At 68.1% G+C, this 21,430-nt stretch carries 20 protein-coding genes and 4 tRNA genes; 6 read left to right on the top strand and 18 right to left on the bottom strand.

The window, feature by feature from the left end; genetic code table 11:
- Window positions 1–35 precede the first annotated feature (35 nt).
- The 14 genes from pdxT to D7316_RS03975 form a co-directional block, all read right to left on the bottom strand.
- Window positions 36–677, bottom strand: a complete 642-nt coding sequence (pdxT, locus tag D7316_RS04040; protein ID WP_124707151.1) for a pyridoxal 5'-phosphate synthase glutaminase subunit PdxT — start codon at window positions 675–677, stop codon at window positions 36–38.
- On the bottom strand, window positions 674–1,525 hold the full coding sequence (locus D7316_RS04035; protein WP_124707150.1) for an acyl-CoA thioesterase: 852 nt from the start codon (window positions 1,523–1,525) through the stop codon (window positions 674–676). The genes pdxT and D7316_RS04035 overlap by 4 nt, the downstream gene beginning before the upstream one ends.
- A 214-nt stretch (window positions 1,526–1,739) precedes the next feature.
- The gene (locus tag D7316_RS04030) at window positions 1,740–2,297 is read right to left on the bottom strand and encodes a helix-turn-helix transcriptional regulator (RefSeq protein WP_124707149.1); all 558 of its coding nucleotides are present in this window, start codon (window positions 2,295–2,297) and stop codon (window positions 1,740–1,742) included.
- A gap of 163 nt (window positions 2,298–2,460) precedes the next feature.
- Window positions 2,461–3,288, bottom strand: a complete 828-nt coding sequence (locus tag D7316_RS04025; RefSeq protein WP_124707148.1) for a PP2C family protein-serine/threonine phosphatase — start codon at window positions 3,286–3,288, stop codon at window positions 2,461–2,463.
- Window positions 3,289–3,315: 27 nt separating this feature from the next.
- Window positions 3,316–4,206 (bottom strand): pyridoxal 5'-phosphate synthase lyase subunit PdxS, encoded by an 891-nt coding sequence (gene pdxS / locus D7316_RS04020; protein ID WP_269462521.1) that lies wholly within the window; start codon window positions 4,204–4,206, stop codon window positions 3,316–3,318.
- A gap of 264 nt (window positions 4,207–4,470) precedes the next feature.
- A complete protein-coding gene (locus D7316_RS04015) occupies window positions 4,471–5,007 on the bottom strand; it encodes a LemA family protein (RefSeq protein ID WP_124707146.1) in 537 nt (178 codons plus the stop codon).
- 11 nt (window positions 5,008–5,018) lie between these two features.
- The gene (locus D7316_RS04010; RefSeq protein WP_124707145.1) at window positions 5,019–6,143 is read right to left on the bottom strand and encodes a glycosyltransferase family 4 protein; all 1,125 of its coding nucleotides are present in this window, start codon (window positions 6,141–6,143) and stop codon (window positions 5,019–5,021) included.
- A complete protein-coding gene (locus D7316_RS04005) occupies window positions 6,140–7,087 on the bottom strand; it encodes a phosphatidylinositol mannoside acyltransferase (protein ID WP_124707144.1) in 948 nt (315 codons plus the stop codon). Before D7316_RS04005 ends, D7316_RS04010 begins: the two co-directional genes overlap by 4 nt.
- 28 nt (window positions 7,088–7,115) lie before the next feature.
- Window positions 7,116–7,799, bottom strand: a complete 684-nt coding sequence (gene pgsA, locus D7316_RS04000) for a phosphatidylinositol phosphate synthase (RefSeq protein WP_124707143.1) — start codon at window positions 7,797–7,799, stop codon at window positions 7,116–7,118.
- A gap of 43 nt (window positions 7,800–7,842) precedes the next feature.
- Entirely contained in the window at window positions 7,843–8,373 is a 531-nt protein-coding gene (locus tag D7316_RS03995; protein WP_124707142.1) for an HIT family protein, read from the bottom strand.
- A 27-nt stretch (window positions 8,374–8,400) separates the two neighbouring features.
- Entirely contained in the window at window positions 8,401–10,476 is a 2,076-nt protein-coding gene (gene thrS, locus D7316_RS03990; protein ID WP_124707141.1) for a threonine--tRNA ligase, read from the bottom strand.
- Window positions 10,477–10,603: 127 nt separating this feature from the next.
- Window positions 10,604–11,020 (bottom strand): TIGR02611 family protein, encoded by a 417-nt coding sequence (locus tag D7316_RS03985; protein ID WP_124707140.1) that lies wholly within the window; start codon window positions 11,018–11,020, stop codon window positions 10,604–10,606.
- 44 nt (window positions 11,021–11,064) lie between these two features.
- Window positions 11,065–12,498 carry a glycosyltransferase 87 family protein gene (locus tag D7316_RS03980; RefSeq protein ID WP_124707139.1) on the bottom strand — a complete coding sequence of 478 codons (1,434 nt, stop codon included), beginning with the start codon at window positions 12,496–12,498 and terminating at the stop codon, window positions 11,065–11,067.
- Window positions 12,499–12,607: 109 nt separating this feature from the next.
- Window positions 12,608–13,171 (bottom strand): dihydrofolate reductase family protein, encoded by a 564-nt coding sequence (locus tag D7316_RS03975; RefSeq protein ID WP_124707138.1) that lies wholly within the window; start codon window positions 13,169–13,171, stop codon window positions 12,608–12,610.
- A gap of 155 nt (window positions 13,172–13,326) precedes the next feature.
- Here D7316_RS03975 and D7316_RS03970 point away from each other — a divergent pair, with 155 nt between their 5' ends.
- From D7316_RS03970 to D7316_RS03960, 3 genes are all read left to right on the top strand, one after another.
- On the top strand, window positions 13,327–13,920 hold the full coding sequence (locus D7316_RS03970) for a TetR/AcrR family transcriptional regulator (RefSeq protein WP_124707137.1): 594 nt from the start codon (window positions 13,327–13,329) through the stop codon (window positions 13,918–13,920).
- Window positions 13,917–15,200: a glycosyltransferase gene (locus D7316_RS03965; protein ID WP_124707136.1), complete on the top strand. Its 1,284-nt coding sequence runs from the start codon at window positions 13,917–13,919 to the stop codon at window positions 15,198–15,200. The genes D7316_RS03970 and D7316_RS03965 overlap by 4 nt, the downstream gene beginning before the upstream one ends.
- A gap of 95 nt (window positions 15,201–15,295) precedes the next feature.
- The gene (locus D7316_RS03960; protein ID WP_124707135.1) at window positions 15,296–16,837 is read left to right on the top strand and encodes an adenylate/guanylate cyclase domain-containing protein; all 1,542 of its coding nucleotides are present in this window, start codon (window positions 15,296–15,298) and stop codon (window positions 16,835–16,837) included.
- A 46-nt stretch (window positions 16,838–16,883) separates the two neighbouring features.
- Here the strand turns inward: D7316_RS03960 and D7316_RS03955 are convergent.
- Window positions 16,884–16,958, bottom strand: a tRNA-Val gene (locus D7316_RS03955).
- Window positions 16,959–17,169: 211 nt separating this feature from the next.
- Here D7316_RS03955 and D7316_RS03950 point away from each other — a divergent pair.
- From D7316_RS03950 to D7316_RS03940, 3 genes are all read left to right on the top strand, one after another.
- A tRNA-Gly gene (locus tag D7316_RS03950) sits at window positions 17,170–17,242 on the top strand.
- Between the two features lie 24 nt (window positions 17,243–17,266).
- Window positions 17,267–17,340 (top strand) — tRNA-Cys (locus tag D7316_RS03945).
- 22 nt (window positions 17,341–17,362) lie between these two features.
- Window positions 17,363–17,437, top strand: a tRNA-Val gene (locus D7316_RS03940).
- 41 nt (window positions 17,438–17,478) lie between these two features.
- Here the strand turns inward: D7316_RS03940 and D7316_RS03935 are convergent.
- From D7316_RS03935 to D7316_RS03925, 3 genes are all read right to left on the bottom strand, one after another.
- Entirely contained in the window at window positions 17,479–18,474 is a 996-nt protein-coding gene (locus D7316_RS03935) for an alpha/beta hydrolase (protein ID WP_124707134.1), read from the bottom strand.
- 393 nt (window positions 18,475–18,867) lie between these two features.
- A complete protein-coding gene (locus D7316_RS03930; RefSeq protein WP_331852560.1) occupies window positions 18,868–20,238 on the bottom strand; it encodes a phosphotransferase family protein in 1,371 nt (456 codons plus the stop codon).
- On the bottom strand, window positions 20,235–21,428 hold the full coding sequence (locus D7316_RS03925) for an acyl-CoA dehydrogenase family protein (RefSeq protein WP_124707133.1): 1,194 nt from the start codon (window positions 21,426–21,428) through the stop codon (window positions 20,235–20,237). Before D7316_RS03925 ends, D7316_RS03930 begins: the two co-directional genes overlap by 4 nt.
- Window positions 21,429–21,430 lie beyond the last annotated feature (2 nt).

Below are 21,430 nucleotides of genomic sequence, written 5' to 3'. Positions count from 1 at the left end.
ACTCCCGCGGAACCGGGCCCGCCCGCCGACGCGCGCTACCCGTCCGACGACGCCCCCACCGTGCGCACCATGTCGACGAAGTAGCGATGCACCCGGCGATCCCCGGTCACCTCGGGGTGGAAGGAGGTGGCCAGTACCGAGCCCTGGCGGACGGCGACGATCCGGCCCTCGGCCGGCCCGTCCGGCACCCGCGCGAGCACCTCCACGTCCGGCGCGATCGACTCCACCCACGGAGCCCGGATGAACACCGCACGCATGGGCGCCTCCCCGGGCGCATCGGTGACCCCGGCGAACTCCAGATCGGTCTCGAAGCTCTCCACCTGGCGACCGAATGCGTTGCGGCGCACGGTGATGTCCAGGGCATCGAGATGCCGCGCGTCCGGGCGTGTGTCGAGAATCGTGGTCGCCAGCATGATCATCCCAGCGCACGACCCGTAGGCGGGCAGTCCGGCGGTCAACCGCTCACGCAGCGGATCGAACAGGTCGAACACTGTCAGCAGGTGACTCATCGTCGTGGACTCACCGCCCGGGATCACGATCCCGTCGACCTCCGCCAACTCGGTCTCCCGACGGACCGCCACGGCCTCGGCGCCCGTCACCTCGAGGGCAGCGAGGTGTTCACGGACATCACCCTGAAGCGCGAGAACACCGATCCGTGGCCGCGTCTGCGCACTCACTTCGCCGACTCGAGATGTTCGTACCCGGTAGCGCGTCCGGTTCTGCTCAGGCCTTCCTGGGTGACCGCCGCCACCAGTCGCCCCTCGAGATCGAAGATGCGCCCCTGCGTCAGCGTCCGGCCGGCCGACGCCGACGGCGATGTCTGGTCGTAGAGCAGCCACTCATCCGCCCGGAACGGGCGCATGAACCACATGGCGTGGTCCAGCGACGCCGCCTGGGGCGTCACGTCGGGGTGCGGGACCCTCGACGACCCGAGCAGCGTCATGTCACTCATGTAGGCGAGCGTGCACACGTGGAACACCTGGTCGGCCGGCAGCGGGTGACGGTACTTGAACCACACGCGCTGCTGCGCGGCGAAGTAGTCCGACGTGATCATCTGCGCGCGCGGCACGACCCGGATGTCGAAGTTGTCCCACTCCCGGAAGATCGAGATGGCCTCGTCCGACAGGTCCTCGAGTGCGTCGTTGACCTCGTCGGGGGCCGGCGCCGGCGGGATGTGGTCCTGGTGCTCGAAACCCACGTCGCCGATCACGTGGAACGATGCCGACATGGTGAAGATGGCTTCGCCGTTCTGAATCCCGGTGACCCGGCGCGTGGTGAACGACCGCCCGTCGCGGATACGGTCGACCAGGAAGACGGTCGGATGGCCGGGGTTGCCCGGCCGCAGGAAATACCCGTGCAGCGAGTGCACCGCGAACTCCGTGGACACGGTCCGCGTCGCGGAGACCAACGCCTGCCCGGCGACCTGTCCCCCGAAGGTGCGCTGGAGGTAACTCGGAAAGGCGGGCCCCCGGTAGATGTCGGTCTCGATCGCCTCGACCTGCAGGATCTCTTCGATGGTTGCCACGGGAGAACAGTATCGCGCACGCCCGCTTTTCGATCGGTGTGCCCGTCGCCGCGGCGTCGGCGATCGTGGGGTCGGCGATCGTGGGGTCGGTGCCGAGGCGATGTAACGTCCGGGCACCGCGCCGACGATGTCCTGAGTGCTTCGGTCGGTCTCCGAACCCCCCGACCCGGGGACCGGCCGGAGCGCGACCTGTTCGGCGGCCGACGCCGGTCGCTCAGAGTTCGTCGAGCGCGATCAGCCCGTCCTGCACGGCGCGGGCGACGAGCGCGGCCTTCGTCGGTGCGGCCCGCCCGACATCCGAGTACTTCGCCCGGATGCGCGTCAGGTGCGTGTTGACGGTACCGAGCGAGATGTAGAGTTCTTCCGCCACAGCAGGTTTGGAATCGACCATCAGCCAGGTCCGGAGCACCTCGACCTCGCGTGTGGTCAGCGACGGCCGCTCCATGTCTGCCTGTTCGAGACCGCACGAGCAGTGCACCCCCGCCGACTCGCTCCGGCCCGCCGACGTCACCAGCGTCATGTGGGCGCGGCCGCGCGCACCGTCTGTCCGATGACCCGGCGCATCGACGTCGCCGGGCAAAGGCATGCCGGGCAACGGCATCCGGCGCTGGGCGAGCCGGGCGAGCGCCTCCTGGCGACGGCGGGTGGCCTCTGCCCTGCGGCGCGCGTCACGCCCGTCGCCGGCGGCACCGGCACTCGCGAGGGCCGGCCGGTTCCCGCCGTTGCGGACCGAGGAGTGATGTTGCTGCACGTGATCTGCGATGACTGTCATGGTTGTCCTCACTCGTCCGGGGGCATCCGGTCTGTCTGCCCCGCTGTCGTGAGTTAGACGCTATGAATCGGCAAGAGGTTCCGCGATGGGGAGAACTACCCAATCGATGGGGAGAAACACGCACGTGACCGGTCGCAGCCGGCTCGATTCGGGCGTGCGCCGATCAGGATTCGTCCGCCACCACGGGTGCGTCACCGTCGGTGACGTCGTCCTCGTGCACGACTATCACCACCAACGTCACGTTGTCGTGGGCGCCGAGCGCCAGCGCGGCGTCCACCAGCGCCTCGGCGCCCGCTTCGGCGCTGTCCGCATCGCGCAGGATGTCGGCGATCTCCTCGTCGGGCAGTTCACCCGTCAGCCCGTCCGAGCACACCAGGATGACATCACCGACAAGCGCTGGGAGCGAGAAGAAGTCCGCCTGCGGCGCAGCCATGCCCGCACCCAGAGCACGGGTGATCACGTTGCGCCGTGGGTCGATCCGGGCCTCCTCGCGGGTGAGGAAACCGGCATCCACGAACTCCTGCACCTGCGAGTGATCGACGGTGAGCTGCTCGAGTACCCCGCCCTGCAGTCGGTAGGTCCGGGAATCGCCGATGTTGAGAACCAGCCAGTGTGGGGCACCCTCGTGGTTCACCAGCACCGCGCCCGTCGCCGTGGTCCCGGCCCGACGGTCGGATTCGCCGGCGATCGCGCCGATCTTGCCCTGCGCGACCTCCAGCAACTCGATCAACGCGAGTTGCGTCTGGGTCTGATCCTGGTCGCTCTGCACGTCGGCCAGGGTCAGGAGCGCCGCCTCGCTGGCGATCTCACCGCTGTCGTGGCCACCCATGCCGTCGGCGATCAGGTACTTGCCGGGCGCGACCAACGCGGCATCCTCGTTCGCGTCACGGACCCGGCCGACGTTGCAGACGACCGCCCATTCCAACCGGAGTCCCGCCAGTGTGTCGGTGCCGCAACGGGATGCATCCCGCACGATGGTCGCCGCGTCCATGATCAGCAGATCCTACGGCAGATCCGTCTACCAGCCGCGCTCGGCGAGACGATGGGGTGCCGGGATGTCGTCGACGTTGATGCCGACCATCGCCTCGCCCAGGCCTCGGGAGACCTTCGCCAGCACGTCCGGATCATCGTGGAAGGTGGTGGCCTGCACGATGGCCGCGGCGCGCTGGGCGGGGTTGCCGGACTTGAAGATGCCCGATCCGACGAACACACCCTCGGCCCCGAGCTGCATCATCATCGCCGCATCCGCCGGGGTCGCGATACCACCCGCGGTGAACAGTGTGACCGGCAGCTTGCCGGCCTCGGCCACCTCGACGACCAGATCGTAGGGCGCCTGGAGCTCCTTGGCCGCCACATACAGCTCGTCCTTCGGCAGCGACGTCAGCCGTCGGATCTCGTCGCGGATCTTGCGCATGTGGGTCGTCGCGTTCGACACGTCGCCGGTACCGGCCTCGCCCTTCGAACGGATCATCGCCGCGCCCTCGGTGATGCGACGAAGCGCTTCACCGAGATTGGTGGCACCGCACACGAACGGAACGGTGAACGCCCACTTGTCGATGTGATTGGCGTAGTCGGCCGGGGTCAGCACCTCGGACTCGTCGACGTAGTCGACGCCGAGGCTCTGCAGGATCTGCGCCTCGACGAAATGACCGATCCGTGCCTTCGCCATGACCGGGATCGACACCGTGGCGATGATCCCGTCGATCATGTCCGGGTCACTCATCCGCGAGACGCCGCCCTGGGCACGGATGTCGGCAGGCACCCGCTCGAGCGCCATCACGGCGACGGCACCTGCGTCCTCGGCGATCTTCGCCTGCTCGGGGGTGACCACGTCCATGATGACGCCGCCCTTGAGCATCTCGGCCATACCGCGCTTCACCCGGGCAGTCCCCTGCCCCAGGGTCGCCACCGGATCGTGCTGTCCGTTCCCGGCGGTGCCGTTGAGGGTGTTCGGGCCGTCCGGTCCGGGAGTGCTCCCTGACTGGAATTGACTCACGTGATGCTCCTGATGTCGTACTGTCCGGCAGGTGGTACCGGCTCCGCGTGTGCGCGGGGACCCCACAAGTCTAGGCGAGCGTGTGGATCGACATCACCGGCCTCCTCGGCCGCGGGGTCGCCGGTCGTTGCACACCCCGAGGACGCGGTCACCGTGCGACCCGATCGGCGGTCCGATCTAGGAACCGCTCCCCGGCGTCACGCGCTCGATGATCTCGAAGAACTGGGGCAACTCGGCGGTGCCGCCCAGGTGCAGCCAGCGGATCAGCCGACGTTCGCCGAGATTGCGGGTGTCGCGGACGGCATCGTTGTAGAAGCGACGCGCCATCATGACCCGCGTCTCGGCATCGGCGAGCTCGACGACCAGGCCCTGCGAACGCGAGTGGGTGTCGGTCCGGGCGAGCAACCCCGACACCCGGTTCTCGGCCTGTTCACGTGCGTGCGGTGGCGCATGCTCGGCGTGATCGGCGGCGACCGCCAGTTCCTGCCCGGCGACGCGCGCCTCCTCGTCGTAGCTGGCGATCATGCCCGCCGCGATCGCCCTGGCCACCACGGCCCGTCGTTCCAGGGCGGCGTCGAGGGCCTGTCGGGCGAGATCGACCCGCACGTTGAGCCGGTCGAGGCGATTCGCGGTCTGGTATGCCCAGCCGGCGGCCAGGACCACCAGCAGGACGACCACCGCGATGATGGCGATGGCCAGGCCCGAGATCTGCATTGACGCTCCTCTCAGTCCGAGACCACGACGGGACCTGCGCCGACGGTCACGGTGTCATAGACGCGCAGGATCTGATCGGCGACCCGGGACCAGTCGTATCGGTCGGCTCGGCGATGTCCCGCCTCCACCAGTTCGGCGCGGGCGGCATCGTCGCCGAGGAGACCGATCACCGCCTTGGCGAGATCATCGGACGACCCGGTCGGCACCAGGCGGCCCGCCCGCCCGTCGTCGAGCACCCGGCGAAATGCGTTCAGATCGCTGGCGAGTACGGCCGCACCGGCAGCCATCGCCTCCACCAGCACGATGCCGAAGCTCTCGCCGCCGAGGTTGGGCGCGCAGTAGACGTCGGCCGAGCGCAGTGCGCGGGCCTTCGTCTCGTCGTCGACCTGACCGAGGAAGACGAGGTGACCGGCCAGCTCGCCGGCCCGACGGCGCAGCGCGCGTTCGTTGCCACCTCCGACGACCAGGACGCGGACATCCGGGAACTCCGCGACGACGGCGGGCAGCGCGCGCATCAGGATGTCGATTCCCTTGCGCGGCTCGTCGTATCGCCCGAGGAACAGGATCGTGTGACCCGGCCACGGGTATCCGTCCAGCGGTTCGGCATCCGCGAATGCGGCCACATCGATGCCGTTGGGGATCTCCACCGCGTCCGAGCCGAGCGATTCCATCTGCCACCGACGCGCCAGTTCCGAGACGGCGATCTTGCCCGCGATCCGCTCATGGTACGGCCGCAGGATGCCCTGGAAGATCGTCAGCCACATCGAGCGTGTGGTCGACGTGTGGAAGGTGGTGACGATCGGCCCGGAGGCCACCATCAGCGACAGCATGGACAGGCTCGGCGCGTTCGGCTCGTGTACGTGCAACACGTCGAAGCCATTGGAGTCAACCCAATCACGAAGGCGCAGATAACCTTTCGGACTGAAGTTCACCCGTGACACCGACCCGTTGTAGGGCAGGGCGAGTGCCGGCCCGGCGGACACGACGTACTCCGGCAACCGGGTCTCGGGCGCCGACGGGGCGAGCACGCTGACCTCGTGCCCACGTTCGATGAAGACCTGGGCCAGTTCCACCACATGGGCCTGTACGCCGCCCGGCACATCGAAGGAGTACGGGCAGACCATCCCGATCCTCATCGGTCCGGCTCTTCGGTGATCGCCGGGTCGGGGGCGTCCACGCCGAGCCGGGCGCGTCGGGCCGCCGACCAGTCGGACTCCCACAGCGGCTGCAGCATGTGCCAGTCCTGCGGGTGCGCGGCGATGTTCCGGGCGAAGGCGTCCGCGAGGGCCTGTGTGGTGGCCGCGACGCCGCCGGACACGTCGATCTCCGGACCGCAGGAGACCATCGAGTTCGGCGCATCGGTGAACCAGTGATGCGCCGGCAGCAGTGCGGCGCCGGTCTCGATGGCCAATCGCGCCGATCCCGCGGGCATGCGGGTGCGTTCCCCGAAGAAGGTGACCGGGACGCCGTGCCGGGCCAGGTCGCGCTCCCCGACCAGACACACGATCCCGCCGGCCCGCAGCCGCGCGGCAAGCCGGCCGTACGGGGGCTCCTCACCGCCGCTGAGCGGGAAGATCTCGAAACCGAGCGACTCCCGGTACTCGACGAAGCGGTTGAACAGCGACTCCGGTTCGAGGCGTTCGGCGACGGTGGACAGCCCACCGTAGTGCTGCACGAGCCAGACGCCGGCCATGTCCCAGTTGCCGGTGTGCGGCAGCGTCAGGATCACACCCTTGCCGCGCTCCACCACGGCCGTCAGCTCGGTACGGTCCCGTTCCGAGATGGTCACCGTGGCGGCAGTCGTGGCGAGATCCTGTGCGGGCAGCCGGAAGGCCTCGTACCAGTACCTGGCGTACGACCGCATCGCCGCGGCGACCAGGTCGTCGGGGACGCGTTCGGGCGTGGTCCCGATGACCCGCGCGAGGTTGCGGCGCAGCTGGACGGGACCGCCACGACGGCGGCCGGCGAGGTCGCCGCCCTTCTCGAATGCGCTGCGTGCCCATGACTCGGGCGCATGACGCACCGCGGCCCACCCGGCCGCGTACCCGAGGTCGGTGAGCTTGGCACTGACCGAACTCATCGAGACCTGTCCCCCGTCGCCATGTGTGTCAGTGTGCCCCGGCCTGCGGTTGCGTGCCCGTCGTCGGGGGTTCCTCGTCGGGCGCCTGCGGCGCGAGCGGGATCAGTTCCCGTGCGCCCGGCGACGAATAGATCGACCACATGCGCTGCCCGACGGTGATGACCGAGAGCACCGCAAGCACCCAGACCGCCACGTGCACAGCCCAATCCAGCCCGAGCCCGGTCAGCCCGGTGCCCACGAGCACGATGATGAGGCGGTCCGGCCGCTCGATCCAGCCGCCGTCACCGTAGAGTCCGCTGGCCTCGGCACGCGCCTTCGCATACGAGATCACCTGCGACGTCACCAGGCAGATCAGGGTCGCGATCAGCAGTAGTCGGTGCGGTTCGGTGACCGCACACCACCAGGCCAGCCCGGCGAAGATCGCACCGTCGGCGACACGATCACAGGTGGCGTCGAGGACAGCGCCGAACCGGGTGCCGCCGCCGCGGGCACGGGCCATCGCACCGTCGAGCATGTCGAACATCACGAAGAGCCAGATCACCAGCGTCCCGGCGAACAGGTAGCCCATCGGGAACAGGGTCAGTGCCGCGGCGATGGTCGCCGCGGTGCCGATCAGGGTCATGATGTCCGGGCTCAGGCCGGTACGCAGGAGAGCACGACCGATCGGCAGGGTCACCTTGGAGACCGAGGCCCGGCCCCGGATGCTCAGCATCTGACCGCTCCTTTCCCGCGCCGCCCCCGTGACGACAACGGCATCACGACTGTTCGTGCCACGCCGCGGCCAGCAACGAACGGGTGTCGCGCAGCAACTGTGGCATGACCTTCGTCTCGCCGACAACCGTGATGAAGTTCGCGTCGCCGATCCACCGCGGGACGATGTGCTGGTGCAGGTGCTCGGCCAGCGAACCGCCCGCCGCATACCCCAGATTCAGCCCGACGTTGAACGCGTTGGGATTCGAGACCGACTTGATGGTCCGGATGATCCGCTGGGTGAACGACATCAGCTCCGCGGACTCGACGGCGGTCAGATCCTCCAGATCGGCCACCTGCCGATACGGCACGATCATCGTGTGCCCGGGGTTGTACGGATACAGGTTCAGCACCGCGTAGACGGCCTCTCCCCGTGCGACGATCAGCCCGTCCTCGTCCGACATCCGTGGGATGTCGAGGAACGGATGTCCGGTCGACTTCGACGAGGGCGGCGGGTCGGCGGTGATGTAGGTCATCCGATGCGGACTCCACAGTCGCTGAAGCCGATCGGGAACACCGGTCCCGCAGTCGCGGATCTCCCGATCCTCGGGGCGCCGCCGGGCTCAGCCATCGACGGCGTCCGATCCGGGCCCGCCCGTGTCGATCACGTCCGCAGACGGGGAGTCGTTGCGGCGCTGCGCAACCCAGTCGTCGATCAGGTCGATGGCGGTCGCCACCGGCACGCCGTTGACCTGCGATCCGTCGCGGAACCGGAAGCTGACCGCACCTGCGCTCACATCGCGCTCGCCGGCCAGCAACATGAACGGCACCTTGCCCGTGGTGTGGTTGCGGATCTTCTTCTGCATCCGGTCATCGGAATGGTCGACCTCGGCGCGGATACCCCGCTTCTTGAGCTCGCCGATCACCGACTGCAGATGGTCCGCGAATGCCTCGGCGACCGGGATGCCGACGACCTGTACCGGCGCCAACCAGGCCGGGAAGGCGCCCGCATAGTGCTCGGTGAGGACCCCGAAGAACCGTTCGATCGAGCCGAACAGCGCGCGGTGGATCATCACCGGCCGGTGCTTGTTGCCGTCCGAGCCGGTGTATTCGAGTTCGAACCGCTCCGGCTGGTTGAAGTCGAGCTGGATGGTCGACATCTGCCAGTTGCGGCCGAGGGCGTCCTTCACCTGCACCGAGATCTTCGGTCCGTAGAACGCGGCGCCGCCCGGATCGGGCACGAGATCGAGCCCGGACTCACCCGCGACCTCGGCGAGGGTGTTGGTCGCGATCTCCCACGACTCGTCGTCGCCGACGAACTTCTTGGGGTCCTTGGTGGACAGTTCGAGGTAGTAGTCGTCGAGGCCGTAGTCCTTGAGGAGGTCGAGCACGAAGCGCAGCAGCGACCGCAGTTCGTCGCGCATCTGCTCGCGGGTGCAGTAGATGTGCGCGTCGTCCTGGGTCATCCCGCGGACACGGGTGAGGCCGTGCACCACACCGGACTTCTCGTACCGGTAGACCGACCCGAACTCGAAGAGCCGCAACGGGAGTTCCCGATAGGAGCGTCCACGCGACCGGAAGATCAGGTTGTGCATCGGGCAGTTCATCGGCTTCAGGTAGTAGTCCTGCGCCGGTTTGCGGATGCTGCCGTCCTCGTTGAACTCCGCATCGAGCTGCATCGGCGGGAACATGCCGTCCGCGTACCACTCGAGGTGCCCGGAGACCTCGTAGAGGTGCGACTTGGTGATGTGCGGGGTGTTGACGAACTCGTATCCGGCCTCGGTGTGGCGGTGCCGCGAGTAGTCCTCGAGCTCTTTGCGGATGATCCCGCCCTTGGGGTGGAACACCGGCAGGCCGGACCCGAGTTCGTCGGGGAAGCTGAACAGGTCGAGTTCGGCGCCGAGCCGGCGATGGTCGCGGCGTTCGGCCTCGGCCAGGAGTTCGAGGTACGCGTCCTGGGCCTCCGCCGATTCCCACGCGGTGCCGTAGATGCGCTGCAGGTCGGCGTTGTCCTGATCGCCACGCCAGTAGGCAGCCGAACTGCGGGTCAGCTTGAATGCCGCGATGTACTTGGTGGTCGGGACATGCGGGCCGCGGCACAGGTCGCACCAGATGAGTTCGCCGGTGCGGGGATTCAGATTGTCGTAGGCGGTCAGTTCGGCCCCGCCGACCTCCATGACCTCGCTGTCGGCGGCGGCACCCTTGTCATCGATCAGTTCGAGCTTGTAGGGCTCGGCGGAGAGTTCCATCCGCGCCGCATCCTTGGATGCGTACACCCGCCGCGAGAAGCGCTGACCCGACTTGATGATCTGCTTCATCTTCTTCTCGAGCGCGGTGATGTCCTCCGGCGTGAACGGCTCGGCGACGTCGAAGTCGTAGTAGAAGCCGTCCTTGATCGGCGGGCCGATGCCGAGTTTCGCATTCGGGAACAGCTCCTGGACGGCCTGCGCCAGCACGTGCGCGCACGAATGTCGGATCACGCTGCGCCCGGCCTCGGTGTTCGCCGCCACCGGCTCGACGTCGGTGTCGAGGTCCGGGGTCCAGGAGAGATCACGCAATTGCCCACCCGCGTCACGAACCACGACGACGGCGTCGGGCCCCTTGTTGGGCAGGTCGTGTTCGCGTAGCGCCGTACCCGCGGTGGTCCCGGCCGGCACACGGATGGTGGCGGGGACGGTCACCTGGAGATCGTCGGGCACGGGGACGCTCCTCAGCAGTCAGAACACGGTAGGCGTGTCGAGTCGGTCGGTTGCAGTCTGATGGTATCTGCGCCGGGTTCGCCGCCCCGCACCCGCCGACCGGTTCGGGCGCGGCGCACGACCGCGCTCAGGACAGGATGGGGCTCTCGAGCCAGCCGGCCTCGATGTTCAGCCAGCCCGCGACCAACGCGATCGCGCCCAGCAGCCACAGGGTGATCACCACGATCGCCGCCGTCGCCAGCCACGCCGCCGCCTGCACCCACCAGGGCTGGCGCTGCAGCCAGTCCATGTATGCCTCGTACTTGCCGCGGGCGAAGGTCAGCAGCCGATGCGCCCAGGTGAACTCGGACGCCAGGATGCCGAGCCCCAGGAACACGATCAGCCAGCCGGGGCCCGGATAGGGGATCGTGACGATGCCGCAGGCGAGCACGACCGTGCCGACCACGCCGACACCGATGCGGTACGCGAGATGGAGTCTCGGGTTCCGACGGATGAGGTATCGCCGCTGGCGGCCCCACAGCCGCAACCGCTTCCAGGCCGACATCTTCCCCGTTTCATGACCGTTCCGACCGGTTTCGGAAGCCCAGCCTACGCGACGGAGACGATGTCGCCCGGTGGGCGACCGACCGACCGTCGCTGTTCGGCGCGACGCAGGCGCGCATCGGCGACGAGGGTGACGATGATCGTCAGCAGCAACGCCAGCGGATAGCACCCGGCGTACAGGATCACGGCCAACCGGTCGAACCATTGGGGATCTGGCCACCGCGGCATCATGAACAGCCCCAGCGCGATCGCGTGGTCGGAGCCCAGCCGGGGCCCGCTGTTGTACCAGTGGTGCCACCACGTGAAGGACAGACCGACGACCGTCGCGGGCGCGAGCCAGCGCGCCCACGCCCCCGCGCCGATCTCGGTGACCCCGCGATAGGCGAAGTCGAAGGCGACGACGAACAACGGGACGAACCACACCCAGTGGTGTCCCCACGAGAACGGGGAGACGGTGGACGCGGTCATGCCCACGATCGTGACTGCCAGGAGCTCCTGACCGCGCCGGTGGGCGACGCGGGCCGCCCACAATCCGAGGATCGCCGCGATCAGCGCCACCGGCATCCACAGCCACCACGGCGCCTCGTAGAGCGGTATCCCCCGCAACGGGTGCGCGAATCGCCGAACGTCGAAGTAGGCCAGCATCTGCGAGATGAAACCGTTCACCGACTGATTGGCCGGCGAGTCCACACGACCGACCCGCGCCGCACCGCCGACGCGGTCGGTCCAGTAGGACCAGGCATCGCCCGGGATGACGAGCAGCCCGACGACGACCGTCGTCGCGAACGCACCGATACCGGTGACCACCGCACGCCACTGCCGGTTGACCGCCAGATAGAGCAGGAAGAAGGCGGGCGTCAGCTTCACCCCGGCGGCCAACCCGACCCCGATGCCCTTGAGCCTCGAACCCGGCCGCACCATGTCCAACAGGACGAGGTCGACCAGGATCAGCGCCATCAGGAAGATGTTGATCTGACCGAGCCAGATGGTGGTGCGCACCGGTTCGAGGACCGTGGAACCGATCGCGAGCAGCACCGCGAGCATCCACAACCGCCGGTCGATCCGATACCCGAGGCTGCGGAAGCTCAGCACGATCACCGCGATGAGGGCCGCGAAGGTGGCGACCCACCAGACGACCGCGGCGGTCGTCTGGGTCAGCAGCGCGAACGGGACGAAGACGAGTGCCGAGAACGGCGGGTAGGTGAAGTCGAGCCGCCACAGGACGGGACCACCGTAGAGGGAGCGACCGTCGAGGACCGTCTGGGCGCCGGCCCGGTAGACGCGGAGGTCGGTGTAGTTGCTGAACAGCCCGTAGAACGGATTGCCCGGCGAGACCGCGGTGAGATGCCAGACGATCGCACCGACCGCGGCCGACGCGGCGATCCCGATGACCCACCAGGCGATCACGGGCGCGGCTCGTCCCGACCCCTGGGTGTCGACGGAAGCGACGCGCACGAGCCGAACGTACTCGCACGACATCGGACCTGGCGAGGCGAATCGCCGTGGCGCCGGGAAGGTCTGGTTTGTCGTCGTCGATCCGGGCCCGTATCGCGCGGTTCGAGCAGTCGCGGCGGGGGTCCGGCGTCGCTCAGACCCGGTAGGTGACGAACTGGACCCCGTTGCCGAGGGTGCGTTGATCGATGAGCGTCACGTCGATCTTCTGTTCGGTGTCCGGGAAGACGCGGAAGCCGGAGCCGAGCACGACCGGGAACACCATCAGGCGGAGTTGGTCGACGAGGCCGAGGGTCAGCAATGTGTGCACCAGGGTTCGACTTCCGGCGACGAGCACGTCACCGTCGACCTCGTCGCGCAATCGGCGCACCGATGAGTCGATGGGACCGTCGAGGACGACCGAGTTGTTCCACTCGAGTTCGGTCAGTGTCGAGGTGACGACACACTTGCGCATCGAGTTCATCTTCACGGCAAATCCGTCGTCATCCTCGTAGTGCGGCCACGCCCCCGCGAAGGACTCATAGGTCCGGCGGCCGAGCAGATGCACGTCGGCCGCCAGGATCTCGTCGCGCTTGATGGCGCGCAACTCCGGCGTGTGGTGCTCGATCGTCCAGCCCGTGTGCGGGTGGCCCTCCTCGCCGCCGGGCGCCTCCATCACGCCGTCGACGGAAACGAACTCGCTCACCACGATCTGGCCCATGTGCCACTCCCTGTCCGACCGCCCCGATGGCGGTGTGCGCACATACAGACCCTCGCATGGACGAGAACTCACTGCACCCGCCCCGGAAGACGACCGTTGGCACGCGGATAATTTCGCTTGACTGCCACTCAAATCAGTGGTTGAGTGACAGTCAAATGAAAACGACACGCACCTACACCCAATCCGGCCGCGCCAACGGCAAGGTCGCCACACGCGCTCGAATCCTGGCCGCCGCCAAGGAACTCTTCCTCGAGAAGGCGTTCGAGGACGTGACCCTGGCGTCGATCGCCAAGGCGTCGGGGGTGTCCCACCAGACCGTCCTGAATCACTTCGAATCCAAGGCCGGTGTGGTTCTCGGCGTGACGGAGCTCTTCGCGGCGCAGGCCAACGACACGCGCTACGCGGCGCGCCCGGGTGACGTCGAGGGAGCTGTCCATGCCCTCGTCGACGACTACGAGGACATGGGCGACGCCAACGTCCGCTGGGCCACATCGGCGGATCGTCTCCCCGAGTTGTCCGCACAGATGGATGTCGCCCGGGCCGGCCACCGGGCCTGGCTGGCGGCGATGTTCGACACCGAGCTGCCCACCGACCCTGCATGGCGCGAACAACTCCTGGACGCCCTGCACGCCGCCACCGACGTCTACACCTGGAAGCTGCTCCGACGCGATCTCCGACGCAGCCGCGCCGAGACCGAGAAGACCATGGCCGACCTGGTGGTCGGTGTATTGAGAGGCATCGCACCATGAACGCTCGGACCTACCTCTTCGCACTCGTCGACGGCGGTGGCACCGTGCCGCCCGAGCTCGGCGCGGCACGTCGCCTGGTCGAACGGGGCCATCACGTCACGGTGCTCGCCGAGGACTCGATGGCGTCCGACGTCCACGCAACGGGCGCCACCTTCATCCCGTGGACCACCGCGCCCAACCGTGCCTCGCGCCGACCGGAGGACGACCCCTACCGCGACTGGGAGTGCACCAACCCACTCGAGCTGTTCGGCAGACTCCTCGAGTACCAATTCGCCGGTCCCGCACCGGCCTACGCACACGACACGGCCCACGCGATCGACACGGTGAAACCCGATCTGGCGGTGTGCTCCTTCTTCGCCGTCGGCGCGATGGTTGCCGCACAGGCCCGCGGCGTCCCGTTCGACGTGCCGTTCCCCAACACCTATCTGCTCCCGGTCGAGGGGATGCCACCGAGCGGTCTCGGACTGACGCCCGCCCACGGCCCCCTCACCCGACTTCGTGATCGCGTCGTCCGGTCACTGACGCTGCGGCAGTGGAACAAGGGTGTCCCCGCGCTGAACGCGGTGCGCGCGACGTACGGACTACCCCCGGTGGAGGGGTTCTTCGATCAGGCGAACCTCGCCCGCAAGCACCTCGTGCTGACGTCCGCCGAGTTCGACTTCCCCGCCCGGATGCCCGCCCGGGTGCGGTATGTCGGTGCGGTCCTCGACGACCCGGCCTGGACGTCGGATGCACCGTGGACCCCTCCCCCGGGTGACGCGCCGCTGGTCCTGGTCGCCCTGTCGTCGACGTTCCAGGATCAGGTGGGGTGCCTGCAGCGCGTGATCGATGCGCTCGCCGAACTCCCCGTACGCGGATATGTGACGACCGGACCGGCCGTCGATCCCGGCGCGCTGACCGCCCCGGACACCGTGACCGTCGTCGAGGCGGCACCGCACTCCCGGATCCTGCCCCACGCCGATGCCGTCATCACCCATGCCGGCCACGGCACGGTGGTCCGGACCCTCGCCGCCGGTGTACCGATCGTCGCACTCCCCCATGGCCGCGATCAGGCCGACAACGCGGTCCGAGTCAGTGTACGAGGAGCCGGAAAGACTTTGTCCCGCAAAGCAAGCGCACGCAAGATCGCCGCAGCCACGCAGCAGGTGCTCGGCGATTCCGCGTACGCCGACGCGGCTGCACGGCTGGGCGCGATCATCCGCCATGACGCCGAAGCGGGCGCGCTGGTCGCGGAACTCGAGGAGATCGAAGTGACCGAGACGTCGGTGACCGGCGGCTGAGCCGGTGACACCGCGACGTCGACGCGGAAGCGGCTGCGCCGAGCAGAAGGCCAAACCGGACTTCTCTGTGGCCCGCCGGTCGTATCGTCGAGTGCGTGCCGGAGACATCGTATGCACGATGCGGCGATCTCAGCCTTGCGTATCAGGTATTCGGCGCCGGGCCGATCGATCTCGTCTTCGTCGGCCCGATGGTCACCCACATCGAGTTGTTCTGGACCACTCCGGAGTTCAAGGCGTTCTTCGACCAGCTCGGGACATTCTGCCGGGTGCTCCTGTTCGACAAGGCCGGGGTGGGCCTGTCGGACCCGCTGCCACAGGTCCGCACCCTCGACGATCGCGTCAGCGAGATCGAGGCGGTCATGGACGCCGCAGGGTTCGGTGACGCCGCACTCTTCGGGATGAGCGAGGGCGGCTCCCAGGCCATCTATTTCGCGGCCCAACGACCGGATCGGGTCCGGGCCATCGTCATCTACGGCTCGTTCGCCTTTCTGGCGAGCGCCGACTGGGACGTCCTCAACGCTGATCCGGTCGAGTTGCGGGCGCAGCTCGTCCGCGAGATCGGCGCGGACTACGCACCCACCGTCGACAAGCTCGTCGGCCTGCAGGAGTTCGCACGCGCAGCGATGTCGTCCTGGGGCACCGGCGTGGCCACCAAACGCATGTTTCCGTCGATCCGGTCGATGCGCCAGCTCGCGATGGTCGAGCGCATGTGCGCCAGCCCGGGCATGGCGCGCGCGACAGTGCAGTCGAATTTCCTGATCGATGTGCGGCCGGCGCTGGCGACGTTGACCACACCCGCCCTGGTGATCCACGCCTGCGACGAAACCGTTCCGGTCCAAGGAGGCCGATACCTCGCCGACCACATCCCGGACGCGCGCTGGCTCGAGGTGGACGGAATCGACCACGCCCCCTGGGCCACCGAACCCGACCGGATCCTCACCGCGGTCGAAGAGTTCCTCACCGGCAGCCACGCGGCGCCGGCCCCCTCGCATCGCGCGCTGCGCACCGTGCTGTTCACCGACATGGTGGCCTCCACCCGACACGCCGAGGCCGCCGGCGATGAGCGGTGGCGGGCGGTGCTGCAGCGTTTCACCCAGATCACCACCGAGTCGACCGAGCGATTCGGCGGCACGGTGGTGAAGAGCACCGGCGACGGCCATCTCATCACCTTCACCGGTCCGACACAGGCGATCCGCTGCGCCGAGGCGCTACGGTCGGAGTCCGAGACGCTCGGCGTCGAGATCCGGGCCGGCATCCATACCGGTGAATGCGAACTCATCGGCGATGACATCGGTGGGATCGCCGTGCACATCGCCGCACGCATCCTCGGAAAGGCCGGTGCGGGAGAGATTCTGGTGTCGCGCACCGTCCGCGATCTGGTGGTGGGTTCGGGTACGGGATTCGCCGACCGCGGCACCGTCGAGTTGCGGGGGATCTCCGGTACCTGGCAACTCCTGGCGGTCGACCGCCACGGCGCCTCCCCCGGCTCGACCGAGGCCGACCTGCTGGCCACTCCGACACCGGGGCCGCACACCGGCATGCGCCGGACCGACCGTGCGGTCGCGGCGATGGCGCGCCGAACGCCGTGGATGCTTCGTGGGGTGGCGCGCGTTGCGCCGACTCGTGCTCGGGAGTGAGACCGGCAGGCAGACGCGAGAACCGCGTCGAAGGAATCGATGATGGTGGTGGTCCCGGCTGGGATCGAACCAGCGACCTTCCCGGTGTGAACGGGACGCTCTTCCACTGAGCCACGGGACCGCGCGCGGCGCGATCGGCGCCGGTGCACGAGGAGGAAGATTACACGGATTGGTCCGCGGAACCCAAATCCTTCCGACGATGCCGTGTCGAAGTGTTTCAGCGCGATGACGCGACCCGCTGACCAGCCGATTTGGCACGGCGCGGAGTGGTCCGATAGTGTTCTGCTTCGCGTCGAGAGCAACAAAGATCCACAAGATCTGCTCCCGACCACGCGGATGTAGCGCAGCTGGTAGCGCATCACCTTGCCAAGGTGAGGGTCGCGGGTTCGAATCCCGTCATCCGCTCGGCGAGCGAGTCCTCTCGCAATTGGCGGTGTGGCCGAGTGGTGAGGCAACGGCCTGCAAAGCCGTGCACACGGGTTCGATTCCCGTCGCCGCCTCCAAGATCACCAACTTCATAGTCTCGCGCGATTAGCTCAGCGGGAGAGCGCTTCCCTGACACGGAAGAGGTCACAGGTTCAATCCCTGTATCGCGCACCAGAAAGCCCGCTGGCGACAGCGGGCTTTCTCGTGTCCCGATCTCAGTGGCTCAGATGTAGCGCCCGGGCCAGTGTCGGCCACGCGCGATGCAGATCCTGGTTCCAATACCCCCACGAGTGCAGGCCGGCGCGGAAGTCGTAGGTGACGTCGACGCCGGCACGATCGGCCTGCGCCTTGAATCCGTGCGTGCACTGCAGCACCACGCCCTCGAGGATGCCGCCAACCGGTGACGCGATGCCCGCCAAGCCCAGCGCCGGGTCGGGCAGACCATTGCCCACCGCGACGTACAGCGGCTTGCCCTTCAGAACCGAGACGTGTGTCGCCGGGTCGTGGGCGGCCCAATCGGAGTTGTTCAGTGGCCCCCACATGTTGTCGGGATTGCCACCGCGTGTCGCCACGGTGGCCGCGGTGGCCTGGCGTAGCTCGGCGGTTCCCTGGTCGAGGCAGCCGCTGAAGGCGGCGACGCCCGTGTACAGATCCGGATTCCGCACTGCCAGCGACATGGCCCCGAGAGCACCCATCGACAGCCCACCGATGGCATTGACCCCGTTGCCGTGGAATCGTGAATCGATGAGCGGCGGAAGCTCTTCGGTCAGGAACGTCTCCCACTTGTTCAGGCCGAGAACAGGATCCCGGGAGATCCAGTCCGTGTAGTACGAGCCGGTTCCGCCGATCGGCAGGACGATGTTGGCGTCCTTGTCCGCCATGAACGCAACGATGTCGGTCTGGTACGTCCAGCCGCTCTCCGTGTAATTCGTGTAGACGCCACCGTCGATACCGTCGAGCAGATACAGCGTGGGCCGCGGCTTCGCCCGTTCTCGCGGCAGCAGGACGCCGACGCTGATCGGGCGGCCCATCGCGGGAGACGCCACCGTCACCTTGGCCCGCGTCGGCGTCACCATCGTCACGCCGACGATCCGCGCCCCATCCGGCGCACGCGACGACACCATCGGCGCCGATTCTGATCCCGGCTCCGCCGCCGCCGGCGCCGAAGCGAGCACGCAGCCGAGCACCGCTGTCGTTGTCGCGACCCCCATCGCGAAAGATTTCCACCACATATCGAGTTCCTGTCCCCCCGGACCATCCGTCATCGCCCCCACCCCGCCGGCATCGATGGCCGCGTCCGAGCAGGCGTCGTCAGACACGCCGATCGGTCGATTCGGGCTGGGTGAAGAGAGTGAATCACGATCTGCGCAGTCAGGGGAAGTGATGGCCCGCCGATCGACCCGATTCGCCGGCCGCATCGGTGCCGGACAGACCGATGTCGCTCTGCTGGTGCGGTTTTCGGCGGAATATAGTTTGCGTGGCGAACGAGTCACCGGTGGGACGAAAGGGGCTGATGAGGAGCGCACCGTCCGGTCATCCGTGTTCGGCGGTCGGGTCGTGACCCGAGCTCGACTCCACCCCCGGTCGACGAGGTCTCGCCCGTGTCACATCAGGTGACGGGGGTTGGCGACGCGCAGTCGCGCGATCACCGCCGCGGACATCGCGTGTCGAACGCCTGTGTCCTCGGGCTCGGCTGATCCGTCGCGCAGTCGCGCGGCCAGATCCTGCTCGCCGCTGTATCCCGCCGCACGCAACGTCTCCTGCACGACGGCCTCGTCGCCGGATCCCCCATCGATCTCCCGGGAGACGATGCCGAGCAGATTCAGGCAGATCCGCAGGAGGTAGCGTTCGCGGGCCTTCTCCGGCGGCAGAGCGCCGAGCACATCGCCGGCGAGTGTTTCGGAGACCAGTCCCAGGATCTCGGTGACCTGCGGCCGATCATGGAGCGCTGACGGTGACGACGATGTCGGTGCAGCGGCGACGTCGTCGAGCAGTCCGAGCACGAGCAGCAGATCGTATTCCGATTCGCACACCCGTCTGCCGACCGCCGCGAGTTCGAGCGAGTGCTCCTCTCCCCCGAGGTGGCGCTGCGCCTGAAGCCTGCTGAACACCAACCAGCGGAGCGTCCCGAAGACCTCCCACCAATGCAGTTCGTCCATCGTCGGCCGGAGACCGGTCGCCTCGGCGTAGCCGTCGAGGAGATCTTCCCGACTGCCGATCCCGGCGACGGGTGCGTCCCGGCCGAACCGCCATGCCCGCACACACAACCAGCCGAGATCTTCGATCGGATCGCCCAGATGCGCGAGTTCCCAGTCCAGGACACCGCGGATGCCGGTCGCGTCCACCAGGATGTTGCCGAGTCGGAAGTCACCGTGCACCAGTGCATCCGGCCGACGATCGGGACGGTGGTCGCGTAGCCACCGCAGCCCGGCCTCGACGGCAGGTCTCGGTTCGTCGAAGCCCAGATATATGGATTCGATCAGATCAAGTGGGTCCCGGCGATCGAGCATGGCCAGTGACCCGGTCTCGGTGTGATGGATCATGCCCAGCACCCGGCCCATCTCCCGGGCGAGTCGGAGTCGGGCATCGGCGAACTCGGGATCGCGCTGCACCTTCCGAGCGATCGCCTCACCGGGGACCAGGTCGGTCAACAGGTACGGCGCACCGATACCCACGGCGTCGTCGCCGGCCGCGATGAGCCGCGGCACGGGGACCCCGGCGTCGGCCGCTGCGCGCAGGCATGCGGCCTCGGCGCGCATTCGGTCCGGTTCGCCGTGACCCGGCGGATCACGCCGCAGGACCACCGTCCGCTCGTCGGTCCCGGATCGTGTCCGGGCGGACCAGGTCTCGCGGCTCGCACCGCCGGTGAGCCGTCGAACGTCGCCGACTTCCACCGACTCGCCGGTGACGTCGGTCAGCACCGTGCCGATTCCCGCGGCCAGTCCATCCGTCTCGGCAGACATCGTGGTGGTCACCGCCACGGCGCAGCGTCGGGGTCACGGAGCAGGCGCCGCGCCGTCGACATCCGATGCACCTCGTCCGGACCGTCGTAGACGCGGGCGTAGCGGGCGTGTCGGTACATCCGCTCCAGCGGTGTGTCCGCGGTCAGGCCGAGTGCCCCGTGCACTTGGATCGCCCGGTCGACGACGTTGTGCAGCATCCGCGCTCCCCAGAACTTGATCAGACCGATCTGCACGCGGGCGTCGTCGCCGGTGTCCATCACGCGGGCGGCGTCGAGGGTCATCAGGCGCGCCGCCTGGATCTCCGCCGCGGACTCCGCGATGTACCGGTGGATCTCGCCCTTCTCGGCCAGCAATGATCCGTGGACATGGCGGGAATTGGCTCGCGCACACATCAGTTCGTAGGCGCGCTGGGCCTGCCCGAGCCATCGCATGCAGTGGAAGATGCGTCCGGGTCCCAGCCGATCCTGGGCGATCACGAAGCCCTTGCCCCGCTCGCCGAGCAGACTCTCCTCCGGGACGCGGACATCGGTCAGCCGCACCTCGAAGTGGTCGCTGGGATCGTGCCCCATGGTCGGGATCGACCGGACGATCTCGAAACCGGGTGTGTCGGTCGGCACGATGATCGAACTGATCCGGGCATGCCGGGGCACCGACTCGTCCTCGGTCCGGGCGAACACCGTGCAGTAGGCCGCGACGTCGGCGCCGGTGGTGAACCACTTGTGCCCGTTGATGACCCAGGTGTCGCCGTCGAGATGGGCGTGCGTCGCGATCAGGGTCGGGTCCGAACCCGCCACCTCCGGCTCGGTCAGACCGACCGACGGCAGCACGTCACCCGACACCATCCCGGGGATCCACCGGCGTTGCTGCTCGTCCGTGCCGTGTTTGTGCAACATGATGGTGTCCTGCATGGTGACCGAGCCGACCGCGAGCTGCCCGAACTCGGACCGCCCGATGATCTCGTTCAGGTAGACGAAGTCGAGGAATGGCACACCGCCACCGCCGACCTCGGCCGGATGGCCGAGTGCCCACAGGTCGAGTTCCTTGGCGCGCGAACGCAGTTCGTCGAGAACCTTGCCCGCCGAATCGTCGTCGACGATCAGCTCGTGTTCCCGCGGGATCACCTCGTCGTCGATGAAGGCACGCATGCGTGCACAGAGCCCGGCGAGCTCCGTGTCGGGTGGGGATATCGTCAGGTCGCTCATTG

Origin of the sequence: Gordonia insulae (genome assembly GCF_003855095.1) — a bacterium.
Classification (GTDB): domain Bacteria; phylum Actinomycetota; class Actinomycetes; order Mycobacteriales; family Mycobacteriaceae; genus Gordonia; species Gordonia insulae.
Note: the sequence above shows the minus strand (reverse complement) of the source record. Positions and strands in the feature narration are given on the sequence as shown.